Origin of the sequence: Chryseobacterium phosphatilyticum (genome assembly GCF_002899825.2) — a bacterium.
In the GTDB taxonomy this organism is placed as follows: domain Bacteria; phylum Bacteroidota; class Bacteroidia; order Flavobacteriales; family Weeksellaceae; genus Chryseobacterium; species Chryseobacterium phosphatilyticum.
In genome coordinates, this window is sequence record NZ_PPED02000001.1 from 768,619 (window position 1) to 784,484 (window position 15,866).

Genomic DNA, 15,866 nt, shown 5'->3' on the forward strand with positions numbered 1-15,866 from the left:
TATTTATTAAATTTAATTATGCAAAGATAATAATAACCCCTGCTTATTTAAAGAATTTTTTTTACAATTTATGCTCTATTCCATTCAAAAGCATGGCAATAATTCCTACAAAAACCCAAAAACGTAAAAGGGTTAATGTCAAAAAGTTACTCCTTCTGGAAGAATTTAAAAGGAAATAGATACAAAAGATCATAACAAATAATCCTCCCACAAAGTAATATGCCATAAAACCTGAAACACCCGTTTTAGTAATAATTTTCATAGAAACAGTCATGGTTATCACCAACAAAGCAATCAGAATAGATTTTGTATTCCTACTTTTAAAATAATTTGGAATGGTGGTATATCCGAATGTTTTATCTACACTTCTGGTAAGAGTGTCTTTTACAATATCAATGCATAAAAGAATCAGAAAAAGAAAAACAGCCATTAGAAAAACCTTCTTGGAAAAGGTTTCGTAATACACCATCATTCCGAAGAAAGGATATAGGGTAAGGCTTACAAAAGTGAGGTTATTGAGTATTAGTATCCTGCTTAATTTATGACTGTAAAGCCACATAAAAAACTGATACACCACAAAGAAGATGAAAACATTATGGGAAATCATCCAGGCCACTCCTAATGAAATAGCACTTAATCCCAGATAAGCATATAAAAAGTACTTCTGTTTGATGAAGCTTTGAATCCGGGTTCTGAAAGGTTTTACAATATGGTCTTTTTCCAGATCATAAAACTGGTTGATAATTCCGCCTGCTAAAATGGTAAGTACAGTACAGAAAATAATCCCGTGAACTTTAAAATCAAAGACAAAATTTCTGAAAGATTCATCCTGATTAAACAAAAAAAATGTAGAAACATAGAGAGCGAAAGTAAGTAATGCGGCCACAAAAAACCTTGCTCCCAATAAAAAGCCCACGAATTGTGAAAACCTGTAGAATAGAGATTTTGATATAAAATTTTTAGATTGGAAAGTTTCCTTTTCAGAATTCATTCCAACCTGTTTAAAATCTGTAAATCACCTCTTTTTGGAAGCCGTCAAGCATTTTTTCTGCTTTTTTATAGTCTTTGGTAAATCCCAGAATATAACCACCTCCACCACTTCCGCAGAGTTTTAAGTAATATGCATTAGAATCTAATCCTTTTTTCCAGATATTAAAAATACTTTCCGGAATCATAGGGCGGAAATGTTCGTAAGCCCAGTAAGAAAGCTTTTTAAGGTTTCTGAAGAAAGGATTCATATCTTTTTTCAGGAAAGAGTCAATACATGCGTTATTATACCGGATAAACTCTTCTTTAAGCGTTTTGCGGAACCCTTCTGTTTTCATTTTTTCAAAGAAAATCTGAATCATAGGCCCCGTTTCTCCAGTTATACCAGAGTCAATGAGGAAAATAGCTCCTTTTCCTTCTTCTCCATCCGGAATAGATACTCTGTCCAGGTTTTCTTTATTTTCAATGAGGATCGGAAGGTTCATATAGCAGATCAAAGGATCCATTCCCGAACTTTTACCATGGAAATAGCTTTCCATTTCACCGAAAACAGTTTTTAATTTTTTAAGATTTTCTTTTGAAATATTCTCAGGATTTGATTTACTGATTGAATATTTTTCAAAAATAGCCGCTACCAAAGCTCCTGAACTTCCCACACCGTATCCCTGAGGGATATTTGAGTCAAAGAAAAGTCCGTTTGATATATCATTTTTGAAGCTGTCGATGTTCAATTTGAAATCATCTGAAAGATCAAGAGTAGTAAGAAAATCTGAATATTTCTGCAGATGTCTGTTGGAATTAAGCTCAAATTCAGAACTTAAATCTGAGAATTTTAAAGTTCCCTTATAGAAACTGTAGGGTACAACAAGCCCTTGGGAATCTTCAATCATTCCATATTCTCCAAACAGAATTATTTTTGCATAAAATAAAGGGTTGGTCATATTGACAATAAATCTTTTTGCAAAGTTAAAAATTATTCTGCTCAATATAAACAAAATTCAGGCCGAATTATCGACTATTTGTTTTAATCTCTATTTAAATGTAGTAAAAAAGCCTGAAAATATCAGGCTTTTATTATTGATTGATTTAAAAACTATTGTTTAATCAACTTTTTATTTACAGTTTGTTTTATGGTTTCTACCGTTATTACATAGTTTCCTGCCTGAATAGATGAAAGATTGACTTCATGTTTATTCCCCTTCAGAGAAGAATCAGAACCAACAAGCCTTCCCGATTCATCATAAATTTTATAAGCCTTCAATCCTTCATTAGAGGAAATAGTGATGATATTTCTGGCAGGATTAGGATAAATATGAATTGCCCCGTCTCTTCCATTAACGTCATCAACGCTTAAAACATTACAAGTGAAGTTGGCAATCCAACCGCTTAAATTGACTGCCGAGTCTGATTTAAATTTAACCGTAATGGCACCGGAAGGATGGGTAGAGGTGAATGGCCCTGGAATAATATTTCCTGACAAACTATTTCCATTTGCAAATAAAGGCGCAGCAGTGGAAGGACCATTATAAATATACATAAAATCATAATCTTTCTCTAACGCAAATTGTGTAAATATCATGGTTAAAGCTGATGCTGACGTAGGATAAAATGTTTTTACGAATTCTTCGTTATCACCATAATTTGCGGTGAGTCCTCCTGTATCTGCAAATTGAGTTCCATCACACCATGCTCCATCAGTTAAAAATAATGACATGGTCTCATAGGCATTGGCCAAAGGGCAATCTGATCCAATATACAATTTATAATACGTAGCCGGTGAAAGTCCTATCAGGCTAAAATTTTGTTGACTGGTATTGCCTGTGGTAACAACTGTCCCATCCATTCTGGTCAATTTATATTTCCATGAAGAGGATGTTGTATCACTGAACGTGACATGGGTTGAATTTTGCGTGGTATTTGTAAAATTAATTCCTGCAATCGGAATTCCGCATGAGGTAATACAGTTGGTACCAAGACAGCCTTTAGAGTCTACAGTATTTCGTATCAATGCTGCCGGTTGATCACCAAACCCGTTGCTGAAATTAATCCCTATATTTGAAATAAGATGACAATAACTCATGATTGTACCGGACGCTGGTAAAACATTACTGGTACATGTAATTCCTTCACTGGCTATCACGGAAGGCATTGCTGTGGGGCCACACCAGTCAATAGGGGTATTATTACCGTTCCAGGCACAGTTGTGAGTATGTGGTGATCCTAAGGCATGCCCCATTTCATGGGTCATTGCATTAATTGTCCATGAGTATGTCGGTACATTACTGTAAGTCTGGTTTACTCCTGAATATGCATATTTCTGCGCTGTACACAGTGAATTAAGATTGGCAACACTTGTAGTAGATGGCTGATTGATTAAATGAGCCAAATCTCCATTGAATACAGGTCTGTTTGTCTCAAATTTTGTAAGATTAGCTTCTGGCGTTCCTGTATAAGGATCTTGTGTAGTCCAGATATAGATTTCACTTAAAGCTGTTCTGATATTATCATTGGTATACAATGTGGCAATATTATTATGAATGGCAGTGAGCCAGTTCGTTACTGTTGTTAGATTGGAACTGTTATTCTTATATACCTTAAAAGTAGCTTCATAATATACCCTTACACAGTTTTCAGTTGGTGTTATTACCTTACCCAAATCCGGAGTAAATGATATTTTTTTATCATTATTTTTTTTCAGTTCATCTGCACCACAGATAAATGGATTAACTCCTGTTAATTTAGAATCTGAATAAGAGACAAAATCTTCAGAGTTTTTAACCTTTCCCAGTACTATATTTCCAAATTCCGGTGTGGAAGCTACCCCAACTACATCATCTTTAAAAAAACTGAATGCTACTACAGAGGAATTATTACCCTTCACAATTCCCTGATAATATATGCCAGGGGTGTAATTTACTGTAGCACCTTTACCGGTAACCACTTTAAAATCATTCGTGAAGATTTGATTTCTATACAATTCAACAGTTACAGATTTCCCTCCTTCGAAAGGAAACGAGATTTCAATAAACTCAGGTTTTTCGCTGACCAGTCTGTTCAGTTCAACGGACTTCAAGGAAATAACGCTAATGTCAGTTGCAGCCTTTTTGTACTCGGCAAGCTTATCGGTCGATTTATTGATTTCAAACAGATCATAGCTTTTCATTGCTATTTCACGATTATGATATTCCGAAATTTTTTGCGCAATAGGTTTTAATTTTTGAGAAAAAACCAAAGTAAAACATTGCATACAGCAAAGCAGTATAATTTTTTTCATGATTTTGATAATTTTGTCATACTTACAAATAAACAAAAAAAATCAAAGCATTGTGAAAAAGCATATTATTTTTTACTGATATTCAAATCATTAGCAATAAATAAATTAAAAACAAAATATGAATGATTTAATTTAATTAAAATAAAAAAAGACGTTAAAGGTAACGTCTTCATTTTTTATAATGTTTCTCTGTCTTTTCTCATTTTGACATTGAGAAAGCGAATCAGTATTAAACCTGCACCAAAAAATATCGTCATTGATAAGGCGGCAATACGCATATTATTAAAATGCTCAATCAATGTAGCAAAGATAAAGGTTCCAATAATGATTGCTATTTTTTCTAATACATCATAGAAACTGAAATAGGTTGTATTCTCCATAGAATCTTCCGGAAGCAGCTTAGAGTATGTAGATCTGGACATCGCCTGAAGTCCCCCCATTACTAATCCTACTACAGCGGCCACTCCATAGAACTGATATTCTACCGTCGGGTTTTCTTTGTTTAAGAAATAAGCCCACAGACAAGCTACAATCCATAATATAATGGCTATTGAAATAACATTTTTGTTACCAATTCTTTTTGATAATCTTGAGAAAATAACAGCACCAATAATCGCTTCAATCTGGATGACCAAAAGTGTCCCAATCAGTTTATCCTGTGCTAAGTTGATTTCACTTTTTCCAAATAAGGTAGCCATAAGGAAAATAGTCTGCATTCCGACGCTATAGAAGAAGAAACTGGATAAGAAAAACTTTAGATTTTTATCTTTAAAAAGGACTCCCCCCACTTTAAACAATTCATGAAAACTCTCCTTGGCAATATCAATATAAAAACTAATGTTGTCTTTAAACACTTCGAAGAAACCTCCCTGCTCTTCATGTTTTTTAAAAATATTCTTATAATTAAGTAATACTAAATCCTTAGGAAGTTTATCTTTTACATTTCCAAATTGAGGAAGATGCTTGAAGGTGTATTGTGAAAAGCCAAACCACCATGCTCCGGTTAATAAGAAGCTTATTCTTGTAAATAACAATTGTTGAGCAGCTCCTTTAGCAAAAACCTGAATCAGGACTAAACACAATACTACTAAAACTACAGAGCCAAGATATCCATAGACATATCCTTTGGCAGAGAGTGCATCCTGTCTGTCCGGTGTTGCAATATCCGGCAAGAATGAATTATAAAAGACCAGACTTCCCCAGAATCCTACGCTGGCTGTAATACTGAAAAGAAGTCCGAGAAAAACATTATGCATTCCGGTAAACATCGCCAATCCCATACATGATGTGGCTCCCAGATAGCAGAAAAACTGCAGGAAAGATTTTTTGTTTCCGATTGTATCCGCCAAAGAAGATAAAAACGGAGACAATAATACTACAATAAAGAATGATATGGTCAACGAGTATCCATATACTGCATCCGGCTGGTACTCTTTTCCAAAGATTTTGATCATATGTCTTACCGGGACATCAATCCATGATTTTGTTTCTGCAACATACTCCTTTTTCTCATACGCAGTGGTAAGTATTGAGTAATAGATAGGGAAAATGGTAGAGGTAATAACCAAAGAGTAAACAGAATTGGCCCAGTCATATACTGCCCAGGCTTTCATAATCTTCGGATTATTTTTTATGTTTTTAGGCTGTCGATTCTCAGTTTCAGACATTTCAAATAAATATTAGTAGCACAAAAATAAAAAAACCATTAAGAAATGGATAAGTTTTTAGAAAAATTATCTATTCCTTAATGGTAATATATTATTAAACAAGATATTACATATTTTCAATAACGATTGCAGAAGCTCCACCGCCACCGTTACAGATCGCTGCAGCACCGTATTTTGCATTATTTTGCTTCAATACATTGATTAATGTCACAATAATTCTTGACCCTGAGCTTCCCAGTGGATGTCCTAACGCTACTGCTCCTCCGTTTACATTTACTTTAGAAGCATCTAATCCTAAGATTTTATTGTTGGCTAATCCTACTACAGAGAAAGCTTCGTTAAATTCAAAAAAATCAATATCTGAAAGCTCTAATCCAGCTTTTTTAAGAGCAATAGGTAACGCTTTAGCTGGTGCTGTTGTAAAGTTTTCCGGCTCTTGTGCGGCATCTGCATAAGAAACGATTTTTGCCAGTGGTGTAAGCCCCAGTTCTTCCATTTTTTCTTTCGAAACAAGGATCAAAGCAGAAGCTCCGTCATTCAATGTAGAAGCATTTGCTGCAGTCACCGTACCTTCTTCTTTTTTGAAAACGGTAGGAAGTGTTCTGATTCTGTCAAAATTCACAGCCTTGTACTCTTCATCTTCAGCAAAAATGACAGGATCTCCTTTTCTCTGAGGGATTGAAACCGGTACAACTTCATCTTTAAATTTACCTTCGCTCCATGCTTTTGCTGATCTTTGGTAAGATTCAATGGCAAAATTATCCTGATCTTCTCTTGAGATTGTATAATCCGTTGCACATTTCTCTGCACATACTCCCATATGTACTTTGTTGTACACGTCTGTAAGACCATCCAGAACCATCCCGTCCTGCATTTTAATATCTCCTAATTTTGTTGCTACTCTTGCATTATAATAATGAGGAACTAAAGACATGTTTTCCATACCTCCTGCAACGATTACCTCTGCATCACCAGCTTTGATTGCCTGTGCTGCCATTGTTACAGCTTTCATTCCTGAGGCACAAACCTTATTGACTGTTGTAGAAGGTGTATGGATCGAAAGACCTGCTCCCAGAGCCACCTGACGTGCTGGTGCCTGCCCCTCTCCTGCCTGTAATACATTTCCCATATAGATTTCCTGAACGCTATTCGGATCAAGACCAATTTTATCTAATGCTCCTTTTACAGCAGTAGCTCCCAGTTTTGTAGCCGGAACTGTTGACAAACTTCCCATAAAACTCCCCATAGGTGTTCTTACTGCTGAAACGATGAATACTTCTTTCATGTATATAATTTTTATTTTTACTAAAAGGAACTTATGTTCCACTTTGATAGATTAAATTTATTTCTCTTTTATGTATACTATATCAAATTGAGAACTCTCAATTTTCATATTAACCTTAATTAAATTATCCTGAGTTGCAACGATTTTATTATTGAAAATATCTCCGATCTGTGCGGGATCATTTTTGTCCGATTTTTCTGTAACTGTTGCTTTATAATTACAATCATCAACAAAAACCAGTGTAGATTTTATATAATCTTTTCCATCATTGAAATATTCAGTCTGAATATTATCTTTAATGGTCATATACCAAACAGACTCAGGGTAATTAACACGTAAAAATTTCCCCTCTCTGATGTGGGCACACTTGGCAGGATTATCCGGTTTTTTTTGCTCTGTGCTCTGAGATTGCACTTGTGAGGCAGCCAAAAGTAGAATACCTGTTGAAAATACTTTAAATAAACTCATATTTATACCTGTGTGCGTTTGTTAATTTTTTTACTGCTTCCTGCAAAAACCATTAGGAACGCTCCTAAGAATTCTACCATCCATCCCCATTTTAACTTAACAACTCCGGCAAAAGTTTCTCTCCAGGACTTAAAAGGTAAAAAGCTGAAGTATTGCAAAGACTGCATTTTAACTGCTACTAATGTCAAAGCAAATAAAAGGATGAGCAAAATTCCAAAAAACCTTACAATTTTTGCATTGTTATTTACTATTCCAAACACGGCACATGCTGCAAACATCCAGCAAGCAATAGCCAGATAGTGATCTAGCTTCCAGTAATTCCAGTTCCCGATAACAGGAACATGTACCAGAGGTAGAAAACTTCCCACAACGACCAACAATAATCCTAATAATTGAATATTTTTCATATTTACTAAAGTGCCAAAATACAAAAAAAAACACATTTTCAAATCATATGTTTTCAATCAAACAATTCAGCTAACCAACAACCATTAGTCTCAATGAAACGCAAATAATATTATCTATTTATCAACAATATTAATCTTAATTTGACTAAACCGAAATAAGTCTGATATACTACCACAGGTTATGTTTTGCTTTTTTGTATTTTCAGGAAATGCTAATGTAGTAATAGAGATATTTTTAAAAAAAATTGCACTTTCGTTTAGAAAGTGCAATTTTATATAGTTTGTTTTTTTATTGAATTAATGACCAACCGAAGATACATCTTCCGGTTTATGCTTATGCCTAAACAGTACGGCAAAAAATATAGCGAGTACCAAAGCGTAGATTGCAAAAGAAAGCCATATCTGCTGCCAATCTTTCACCATTACTATTGAAGAAAGTGTACCATCCGAATTCACTACTGTATTGAAACTGTTTTTCAAGATCTCGATGAAAGTCGGGTTATCTGGCGTAGTATCTAAATAGGCAGATAAATCTGAAGCTTTTGTAAATTTATGGGTAAAGAATTTATCAATAGCCCAACCTGCAATATAACTTCCAAATACAGCTCCAAAACCATTAGTCATCATCATAAATAGTCCTTGTGCTGAAGAACGGATCTTTTTATCTGTGGTAGTTTCTACGAAAAGAGAGCCGGAGATATTAAAGAAATCAAATGCCATCCCATATACGATACAGGAAAGAATAATTAAGGATAATCCAAAACCTTGCGGGACCCCATAAGCGAAGAACCCAAACCTCAGCACCCATGCCAGCATCGACATCAACATTACTTTTTTAATTCCGAATTTTTTCAGGAAGAAAGGAATTGCCAAAATAAACAAAGTTTCTGATACCTGAGAAATGGACATAATGATAGTGGACCTCTGAACGACAAAAGAGTCCGCATATTTAGGAAAATGGGCAAATTCGCTTAAAAAGACATCTCCATAGGCATTGGTGAGCTGAAGGGCTGCTCCCAAAAGCATAGAGAATAAAAAGAATAGTGCCATTTTATAGTTTCCAAAAAGTTTGAATGCATTCAATCCTAATTGTTCTGATAATGGGGAGTTTTTATCAATAAGCTTTTGTGGGGGACATTTTGGCAAGGTCAGCGCATAGATTCCCAGGAATATGGCTACAGCTCCTCCAATATAAAATTGTCCTTCTGTTGCCTTATTTCCACTAAGGTTAGTGATCCACATCGCAACAATAAAGCCGATCGTTCCCCATACACGGATTGGCGGAAAATCTTTTACTACATCAAAATTATTATTTTTTAAAATGGTGTAGGAAATGGAATTAGCCAAAGCAATTGTAGGCATATAAAAACACATCGCTACCAGCATCACCGTGAAAAAAGAATTCGGATCTGCAGCGTGTGGCAATATGAAAAGAATAACTCCGTAAAGGATATGTAATACTGAAAAGATGCGTTCTGCATTTACCCAACGGTCAGCAATAATTCCAGTAATGGTAGGCATAAAAATAGAAGCAATTCCCATGGTTCCGAAAACAGCGCCAAACTGAGTTCCTTCCCAATGTTTTGTGCCAAACCAGAAGTTAGCCATCGTAATCAGCCATGCTCCCCAAACAAAAAACTGGAGAAAACTGAGGATGGTCAGTCGTAATTTTAAATTCATAGTTTATATAAAATATCTCTTTTTAGTCAATTTTCTTTTTCCGCCTCTTAATTTCTTCCTGAATTTCAAGGGCAGTATCGTAATCTTCTTCTTTCACAGCATCATCGAGCAACTTTTGAAGCTCTTCCATAGAAAGAGACTTTAGGTTATCTTCGGTTTGTTCTACTGTTTCGGAAAAACCTTGTTCTTCTCTTGAAACATCTTCCAGCTCCAATAAGATTCCGGCCTCATTTAAAACCTGCTGTGTGGTAAAGATTGGTGCATCAAATCTTACCGCCATAGCAACAGCATCAGAAGTTCTGGCATCCAGGATGAGTTCTTCTTCATTAACTTTATTTTTGAAGTTAATATTTGAAAAGAAAACGCCATCTACAATTTGGTAAATAATAACAGAAACCAATTCATAATTGGCAGAAACTATAAATTTTGTGAATAAGTCATGGGTAAGTGGACGCGGTGGATGGATATCTTTTTCCAATCCGAGAGAGATAGATTGTGCTTCGAAATTTCCTATAACAACAGGTAATTTTATGTGTGTTTCTTCATGCTCCAGTAACAATGCGTACGCCCCCGATTGGGTCTGGCTGTACGATATTCCGCGAATAATTAGCTGCTTATAATCCATAGTTGCAAATATAGATTAATTTTTTATTGTGATTTTACTTTTTTACACAAAAATAAAAGCCCGGAAAGCCGAGCTTTTATAATATTGTATGTGATTGTTAACCGTCAATTTTGCTTTACAAATGAATCCTGACCTTTCAAAAAACTGACATGTAAAGCAAATTGACTCTTCACAGTCGATTTTATCCTTTTAAAGCCTTGATTTTCTCTGTTAATGCAGGAATAATCTGAAAAGCATCTCCTACTACTCCATAATCAGCAGACTTGAAGAATGGTGCTTCAGCGTCGTTATTGATTACTACGATAGTTTTTGAAGAGTTTACTCCGGCAAGGTGCTGAATAGCTCCTGAAATCCCTACAGCAATATAAAGATTAGGTGCAATAGCTTTACCTGTTTGTCCTACGTGTTCTGTATGAGGTCTCCATCCGATATCAGAAACCGGTTTAGAGCATGCTGTAGCAGCCCCTAAAACGTTTGCCAGATCTTCAATCATTCCCCAGTTTTCCGGACCTTTCATTCCTCTACCTGCAGAAACAACGATTTCAGCTTCTTTAAGATCTAATTTACCTGAACTTTGCTCGTGAGAGATTACTTTTGTATCCTCATTCGCTACTGAAAGATTTTTAACTTCTTCTGAACCTGATACGGCATTCTCTTTAACTCCAAAAGCATTCTGAGAAACGGTAATAATGACTCCGTTTCCTTCAGCTTTTGCATGCATGAAACCTTTTCCTGAGAAAGCTCTTCTTTTTACCTGAAAAGGAGATAGGCTTTCCGGAGCTTCCAAAACATTGGTAATTAAAGAATAATTCTTCATTACTGCTAACATTGGAGCAATTGAAGAGGCATCTGTAGTATGAGGGAAAACAATAATGTTTCCGTTAGCTACTTCATTTACTGCCTGAGCAAATGCCTTAGCAGAGAAATTTTTAAGACCTTCATCTTTGATATTGATAACATTCAATGCTCCATATTTGTATAATAAATCTGAAGCATCAGTAGGGTTTACAGAGATTGCCGTCACGGTATCTCCTGCTTTATCTGCAACAGCTTTAGCATAAGAAACTGCTTCAAAAGCTGCTTTTTTGTAAACTCCGTTTATATTTTCTGCGTATACGAATACTGCCATTTTCTTAAATTTAAAGATTAAAAAATTAAAGGATTAAATGATTAGATCACTTTAGCTTCTTCGTGAAGTAGTCTTACCAATTCATCTAAGTTGTCTGGAGAAACCATTTTCACAGCAGCTCTTGCCGGAACACTGTCATAAGATACCCCCTGCACTTTCACTTCGGAAGAAGTGGGCTCTACCACCTGCAAAGGTTTTGTTCTTGCAGACATAATCCCTCTCATATTTGGAATAATCAGATCTTTCTCATCTACTAATCCTTTCTGACCTGCAAAAATTGCCGGTAATTTTACAGAAATAGTTTCTTTTCCACCTTCAATCTCTCTCACTGCTGTAGCTTCACCTCCGTTTACCTCTAATCCTACAGATGCATTAACGAAAGGTTGATTTAATAACTGAGCTACCATTCCGGGAACAGAACCCCCGTTATAATCAATTGATTCTTTTCCGCAAAGGATAAGATCATATCCTCCGTTTTGAGCTACAGCTGCAATTTCTTTTGCTGTAGAATAGCTGTCTTTAGGATCAAGGTTTACTCTTACTGCATCATTGGCACCAATAGCTAAAGCTTTTCTGACTACAGGTTCTGTGGCAGCGTCCCCTACATTAATTACGGTTACGGTAGCTCCCTGAGATTCCTGAAGTTTAATCGCTTTTGTCAACGCAAATTCATCTAGTGGATTGATCACCCACTGAATTCCGTTTTTGTCGAAAGCAGATTTATCTGCTGTAAAGTTAATTTTGGAAGTAGTATCCGGAACACTACTAATGCAAACTAATATTTTCATATGTTGTTCTTAATTTTTTTATTTGGTCATATGTAACCTTACGGTTTCATGTGTACTATTTTATTTTTCTCTTTCCGGCATAAAATCATGACAGTTTATGCAGAGATTTTGTTTGAATTAATTTTTGCTAATATAAATAAAAAATATATTATGCATGCATAATACTTATTAATTTATTATTCAATACATTAAATGTACTTACTTAGCAGGTTGTGTTGCTCTAAACTCTATTTTACTTGGCAGAACCCTTGGATTCATCTTTAAAATATCCAGTATAAGATTTCCCATATCTTGCGGTTGAATCTTCCAGCTGTCTTTTTCTGAAGGAATATTTCCGTTAAAATAAGTGGCTACCGAACCCGGCATTATCACTGTTGATTTAATATTATATTTTCTCAAATCGATCATAGCTGCTTGCGTAAATCCTACAACACCGAATTTTGAAGCGTTATACCCTGTTCCGTTCTCAAAGAAATTAGCTCCCGCCAGACTTGAAATGGTAATGTAATAGCCTTCAGTCTTTTTAAGCTCTTCCACAGATGCTTTTAAGGTATAAAAAGCTCCGGTTAGATTGGTTTCTATCATATCATTCCATTCCTCGGCGGTCAACTCGTCCACGGGCTTAAAAATACCTAAACCGGCATTGGCAATCACGTAATCCAGCCTGCCGAATTTTTCAAGGATATCTTTTGTGGCTTCTTGCTCACTTTCAAGACTTCGTACATCTGAAACAATTCCCAGCACATTTTCTGAATATGATTTAAGCTCTTCTTCGGCCTTCATGACATCGTCTCTTTTCCGTCCTGAAAATGCTACTGAAATACCATTTTCAAGCAATACTTTGGCAATTCCAAAGCCTATTCCTTTGGTCCCTCCTGTTATATAAGCTACTTTATGTTCTCTCATCGTTATAGATTTAAGTTCTCTAAAATAGCAAAAACGCTCCAATTGGAGCGTTTTACTGATGCTAAGATTTATCAGGTTATTTTTTGATGAATTTACTACTTGTCTTTCCTTCTTTGGTTTCAACAGTAATGATATAACTTCCTGCACTTAAGTTTTGTACATTTATTTTATTACCATCAGTTTTTACATTTATCATTTTTCCTGACATATCTACCAGAGAGATATTTTTGATCTCTGAAGAAGTTCCGATATGTAAAATATCTGAAACAGGATTTGGATAAACGGATATCTTACCTGTAGCAACCTGTTTCTTAGTACGTAAATCCAGGTTAAGTCTTATATTTTGGTTGTTCGACTTTCTTTCAAGAGATCTGAGTGTTGACGGACAATCTTCAATAGTTGCAAAATATCTCCCTTTAATAATAGTATTCGGAAGTAACATAATACTCTTTCCTGCCTTCATGGTAATGTCCTTTCCGGGATCTATAGAGTACGCGATTTCTGTTTTAATCGTGTTACTGGCCTGGTAAGTATACTGGTTGTTAAGTTCCTGGGAGTTGAGTGTAATATCCTGCAAACATTGGTTTGAATCCTTATCATACAATTGATTTAGCTGTGGCAAAACCTCCTTTGTAGTCCTTCCTTCAAGATACAGATTATTGATATCCAAGCTTGCTGCATTATAAATATCCGGATTTTGAATTTTGGATAGATAATTAGGGTTGTAACGATAGGAAAGATAAATATCTCCATATTTATTTCGCTGGATATCCGTTGCTTCCAGTGATGGATTACTTGTATTCAAAGGAAGCAGATAGTGAGGAACAGGATTGGAAAGGGCTGTCATATCAATCCCATAGACATTAGTCCATGCATTCCCCGCCAGATACATAATAGAACCGTCTTTACTAAACTCTGCAGATGAGGAGTGCAAAAGATCATTTTCAAGCTCCAGAAGATATTGAGGTGTGATTTTTCCTGTAGCATTGTCAAAAGACATCACTTTTCCCTTTGTCCAGTCAGGAACACCCCCTCCCCAATAACAAACATATACTAAATTTGAAAAATTGGAATTTTTCAGGATGGGTGAGACCTTCATGTAACTTGATGCTCCTCCGTTATAATCATAATAGATATAAGGAAACGGCATATCGCTGACTACCGGATAATTAACAATTCCCTGAGTATTTACTAAATAACTGTACATTTTATCCTTACAAGGTATCATTACCCAAAATGATTTTTTATCAGCATGTTGTACCACCCCGACATTTAAAGCTGAGAATGATCTTTCATCTATTCCTGTAAAAGGGATAGAAATATTATTGGGAAGAAAATCTCCTAAAGGCATACCATCTGTCCCTATAGCCCCCGCAGAAATGTCAATAATTGAATAATTTGAGATTCCCGGAGTAATTGCCCCATTAGAATACATATAGGGAACCGGATTAAAAATATAATACAGATCAGGATTACCGGGGTGTTTTAATATAGCCAGTTGAATTCCATAAGGACTACCACCATTTAAAATTGTTCCACCCATCAACTGATGTTCTCTGTTCCACACTGATTGTCCATCCGTATAAAATAATAATTTCCCGTTGCTATCACTCACACTTCCCACAGGCTTCGATTGTGCATTCATCCCACTATTAGTCAAAACAACAGGGCTTGCAGGGTTAGCAAAATTGACAGCAGCCTTATCTCCAAAATACCAATGGTTATTTTCCCCTTGTGAAAATAAGAACAAAGGAAAACTCAATAAGGTTGTTAAAAATATTTTTCTCATACATACCGCTATTTTAGATTGAGTTTTGCATTATTTTCTAACTTTTCAATTCTTTTTGACTGTTCTTCCATTTTTTCCTGTTGCTGCAATGTGTACAGCGTTAGCTCTTCTACTTTTTTCAACAAAAGAATATTCATTTCTTTTAGCTCAATTCCATTTTTAATTGCTTCTTCGGTCGTTGGTACTTCTGGTAAGTGTCCATTATCATTAATAAAAGACTTTAGATCTTGTAAAGGCATCAATTTGTAATCTTTAGCAAATACATAATCTGCCCAATTGTTATTTGCTGCTATTTCAACTTTTACTTTTTCTGTTTTAATACCATCTTTTACAAAAAGGCGGTAGCCATCACATGTAATGCAGTTTACTGCATTCGTTCCCATACCTACTTTGGATGTACCGGAAACAAACAGTGCTTTGCTTTCATCCGGAACAGTGCTGCTTGTAGAAAGGAAATCATGAGAAGGGTGTATATAAAGTCCGTCAATACCTACTGATCTGGAAGGGGCAAGATGTTCAATGGTAAAATAAGAATCCAGAAAGCTTCCCCTATTAGGCATAAAATACTTGAATTTAATTTGTCCATCCACCATACGAAGGTTTCCGGATAGAGTAAATTTATCATAGGAGTTTGCCAGCCCTACACTTACATTCCCATCTCTAAAAGCAGGATCAGTCGTTGTATTGTTACCACCCCATTGTTGAGAAAATAAGGAATTAGCGCACAGAAGTGCGAATAAAATTGCAGTCGTTTTTTTCATGTTATTAATTTTTTTCTTGAATTATAAATATATATAGAATATTTTTAATTAACAACAAGATAGAATAAAAAAAACGCTCCATTCGGAGCGTTCTATTGAA

14 protein-coding genes are annotated in these 15,866 nt (G+C 35.4%); all 14 read right to left on the reverse strand.

The window, feature by feature from the left end; all coding sequences use genetic code 11:
* Positions 1 to 61: 61 nt before the first annotated feature.
* Positions 62 to 991, reverse strand: a complete 930-nt coding sequence (locus C1631_RS03460; protein WP_109710489.1) for a UbiA family prenyltransferase — start codon at positions 989 to 991, stop codon at positions 62 to 64.
* Positions 992 to 1,001: 10 nt separating this feature from the next.
* Positions 1,002 to 1,928 (reverse strand): mevalonate kinase family protein, encoded by a 927-nt coding sequence (locus tag C1631_RS03465; RefSeq protein ID WP_109710491.1) that lies wholly within the window; start codon positions 1,926 to 1,928, stop codon positions 1,002 to 1,004.
* 152 nt (positions 1,929 to 2,080) lie between these two features.
* Positions 2,081 to 4,261, reverse strand: coding sequence for a T9SS type A sorting domain-containing protein (locus C1631_RS03470; RefSeq protein WP_228440994.1), 2,181 nt, complete (start codon positions 4,259 to 4,261; stop codon positions 2,081 to 2,083).
* A 176-nt stretch (positions 4,262 to 4,437) separates the two neighbouring features.
* A complete protein-coding gene (locus C1631_RS03475) occupies positions 4,438 to 5,928 on the reverse strand; it encodes an MFS transporter (RefSeq protein ID WP_109710493.1) in 1,491 nt (496 codons plus the stop codon).
* A 106-nt stretch (positions 5,929 to 6,034) separates the two neighbouring features.
* On the reverse strand, positions 6,035 to 7,213 hold the full coding sequence (locus tag C1631_RS03480; protein WP_109710494.1) for an acetyl-CoA C-acyltransferase: 1,179 nt from the start codon (positions 7,211 to 7,213) through the stop codon (positions 6,035 to 6,037).
* 57 nt (positions 7,214 to 7,270) lie between these two features.
* Positions 7,271 to 7,681 (reverse strand): hypothetical protein, encoded by a 411-nt coding sequence (locus C1631_RS03485; RefSeq protein WP_103249594.1) that lies wholly within the window; start codon positions 7,679 to 7,681, stop codon positions 7,271 to 7,273.
* Between the two features lie 2 nt (positions 7,682 to 7,683).
* On the reverse strand, positions 7,684 to 8,088 hold the full coding sequence (locus tag C1631_RS03490) for a hypothetical protein (protein WP_103249593.1): 405 nt from the start codon (positions 8,086 to 8,088) through the stop codon (positions 7,684 to 7,686).
* A 297-nt stretch (positions 8,089 to 8,385) separates the two neighbouring features.
* A complete protein-coding gene (locus C1631_RS03495) occupies positions 8,386 to 9,768 on the reverse strand; it encodes a nucleoside permease (RefSeq protein WP_103249592.1) in 1,383 nt (460 codons plus the stop codon).
* Between the two features lie 22 nt (positions 9,769 to 9,790).
* The gene (locus tag C1631_RS03500) at positions 9,791 to 10,393 is read right to left on the reverse strand and encodes a bifunctional nuclease family protein (protein ID WP_109710496.1); all 603 of its coding nucleotides are present in this window, start codon (positions 10,391 to 10,393) and stop codon (positions 9,791 to 9,793) included.
* 181 nt (positions 10,394 to 10,574) lie between these two features.
* Positions 10,575 to 11,522 (reverse strand): electron transfer flavoprotein subunit alpha/FixB family protein, encoded by a 948-nt coding sequence (locus C1631_RS03505; RefSeq protein WP_109710497.1) that lies wholly within the window; start codon positions 11,520 to 11,522, stop codon positions 10,575 to 10,577.
* Positions 11,523 to 11,563: 41 nt separating this feature from the next.
* Positions 11,564 to 12,310 carry an electron transfer flavoprotein subunit beta/FixA family protein gene (locus C1631_RS03510; RefSeq protein ID WP_109710498.1) on the reverse strand — a complete coding sequence of 249 codons (747 nt, stop codon included), beginning with the start codon at positions 12,308 to 12,310 and terminating at the stop codon, positions 11,564 to 11,566.
* 198 nt (positions 12,311 to 12,508) lie between these two features.
* Positions 12,509 to 13,216, reverse strand: coding sequence for an SDR family oxidoreductase (locus C1631_RS03515; RefSeq protein WP_103248677.1), 708 nt, complete (start codon positions 13,214 to 13,216; stop codon positions 12,509 to 12,511).
* A gap of 76 nt (positions 13,217 to 13,292) precedes the next feature.
* Complete coding sequence (locus tag C1631_RS03520; RefSeq protein ID WP_109710499.1) at positions 13,293 to 15,005, reverse strand: T9SS type A sorting domain-containing protein; 1,713 nt, start codon at positions 15,003 to 15,005, stop codon at positions 13,293 to 13,295.
* 8 nt (positions 15,006 to 15,013) lie between these two features.
* Positions 15,014 to 15,766 carry a hypothetical protein gene (locus tag C1631_RS03525; protein WP_103249374.1) on the reverse strand — a complete coding sequence of 251 codons (753 nt, stop codon included), beginning with the start codon at positions 15,764 to 15,766 and terminating at the stop codon, positions 15,014 to 15,016.
* Between the last annotated feature and the right edge of the window lie 100 nt (positions 15,767 to 15,866).

Bases quoted from the DNA above. Each gene is read 5' to 3' on its own strand.
- C1631_RS03465 (WP_109710491.1), bottom strand. From the start codon at position 1,928: ATGACCAACCCTTTATTTTATGCAAAAATAATTCTGTTTGGAGAATAT.
- C1631_RS03470 (WP_228440994.1), bottom strand. From the start codon at position 4,261: ATGAAAAAAATTATACTGCTTTGCTGTATGCAATGTTTTACTTTGGTT.
- C1631_RS03495 (WP_103249592.1), bottom strand. From the start codon at position 9,768: ATGAATTTAAAATTACGACTGACCATCCTCAGTTTTCTCCAGTTTTTT.
- C1631_RS03485 (WP_103249594.1), bottom strand. From the start codon at position 7,681: ATGAGTTTATTTAAAGTATTTTCAACAGGTATTCTACTTTTGGCTGCC.
- C1631_RS03505 (WP_109710497.1), bottom strand. From the start codon at position 11,522: ATGGCAGTATTCGTATACGCAGAAAATATAAACGGAGTTTACAAAAAA.
- C1631_RS03480 (WP_109710494.1), bottom strand. From the start codon at position 7,213: ATGAAAGAAGTATTCATCGTTTCAGCAGTAAGAACACCTATGGGGAGT.
- C1631_RS03510 (WP_109710498.1), bottom strand. From the start codon at position 12,310: ATGAAAATATTAGTTTGCATTAGTAGTGTTCCGGATACTACTTCCAAA.
- C1631_RS03525 (WP_103249374.1), bottom strand. From the start codon at position 15,766: ATGAAAAAAACGACTGCAATTTTATTCGCACTTCTGTGCGCTAATTCC.
- C1631_RS03500 (WP_109710496.1), bottom strand. From the start codon at position 10,393: ATGGATTATAAGCAGCTAATTATTCGCGGAATATCGTACAGCCAGACC.
- C1631_RS03460 (WP_109710489.1), bottom strand. From the start codon at position 991: ATGAATTCTGAAAAGGAAACTTTCCAATCTAAAAATTTTATATCAAAA.
- C1631_RS03515 (WP_103248677.1), bottom strand. From the start codon at position 13,216: ATGAGAGAACATAAAGTAGCTTATATAACAGGAGGGACCAAAGGAATA.
- C1631_RS03490 (WP_103249593.1), bottom strand. From the start codon at position 8,088: ATGAAAAATATTCAATTATTAGGATTATTGTTGGTCGTTGTGGGAAGT.
- C1631_RS03520 (WP_109710499.1), bottom strand. From the start codon at position 15,005: ATGAGAAAAATATTTTTAACAACCTTATTGAGTTTTCCTTTGTTCTTA.
- C1631_RS03475 (WP_109710493.1), bottom strand. From the start codon at position 5,928: ATGTCTGAAACTGAGAATCGACAGCCTAAAAACATAAAAAATAATCCG.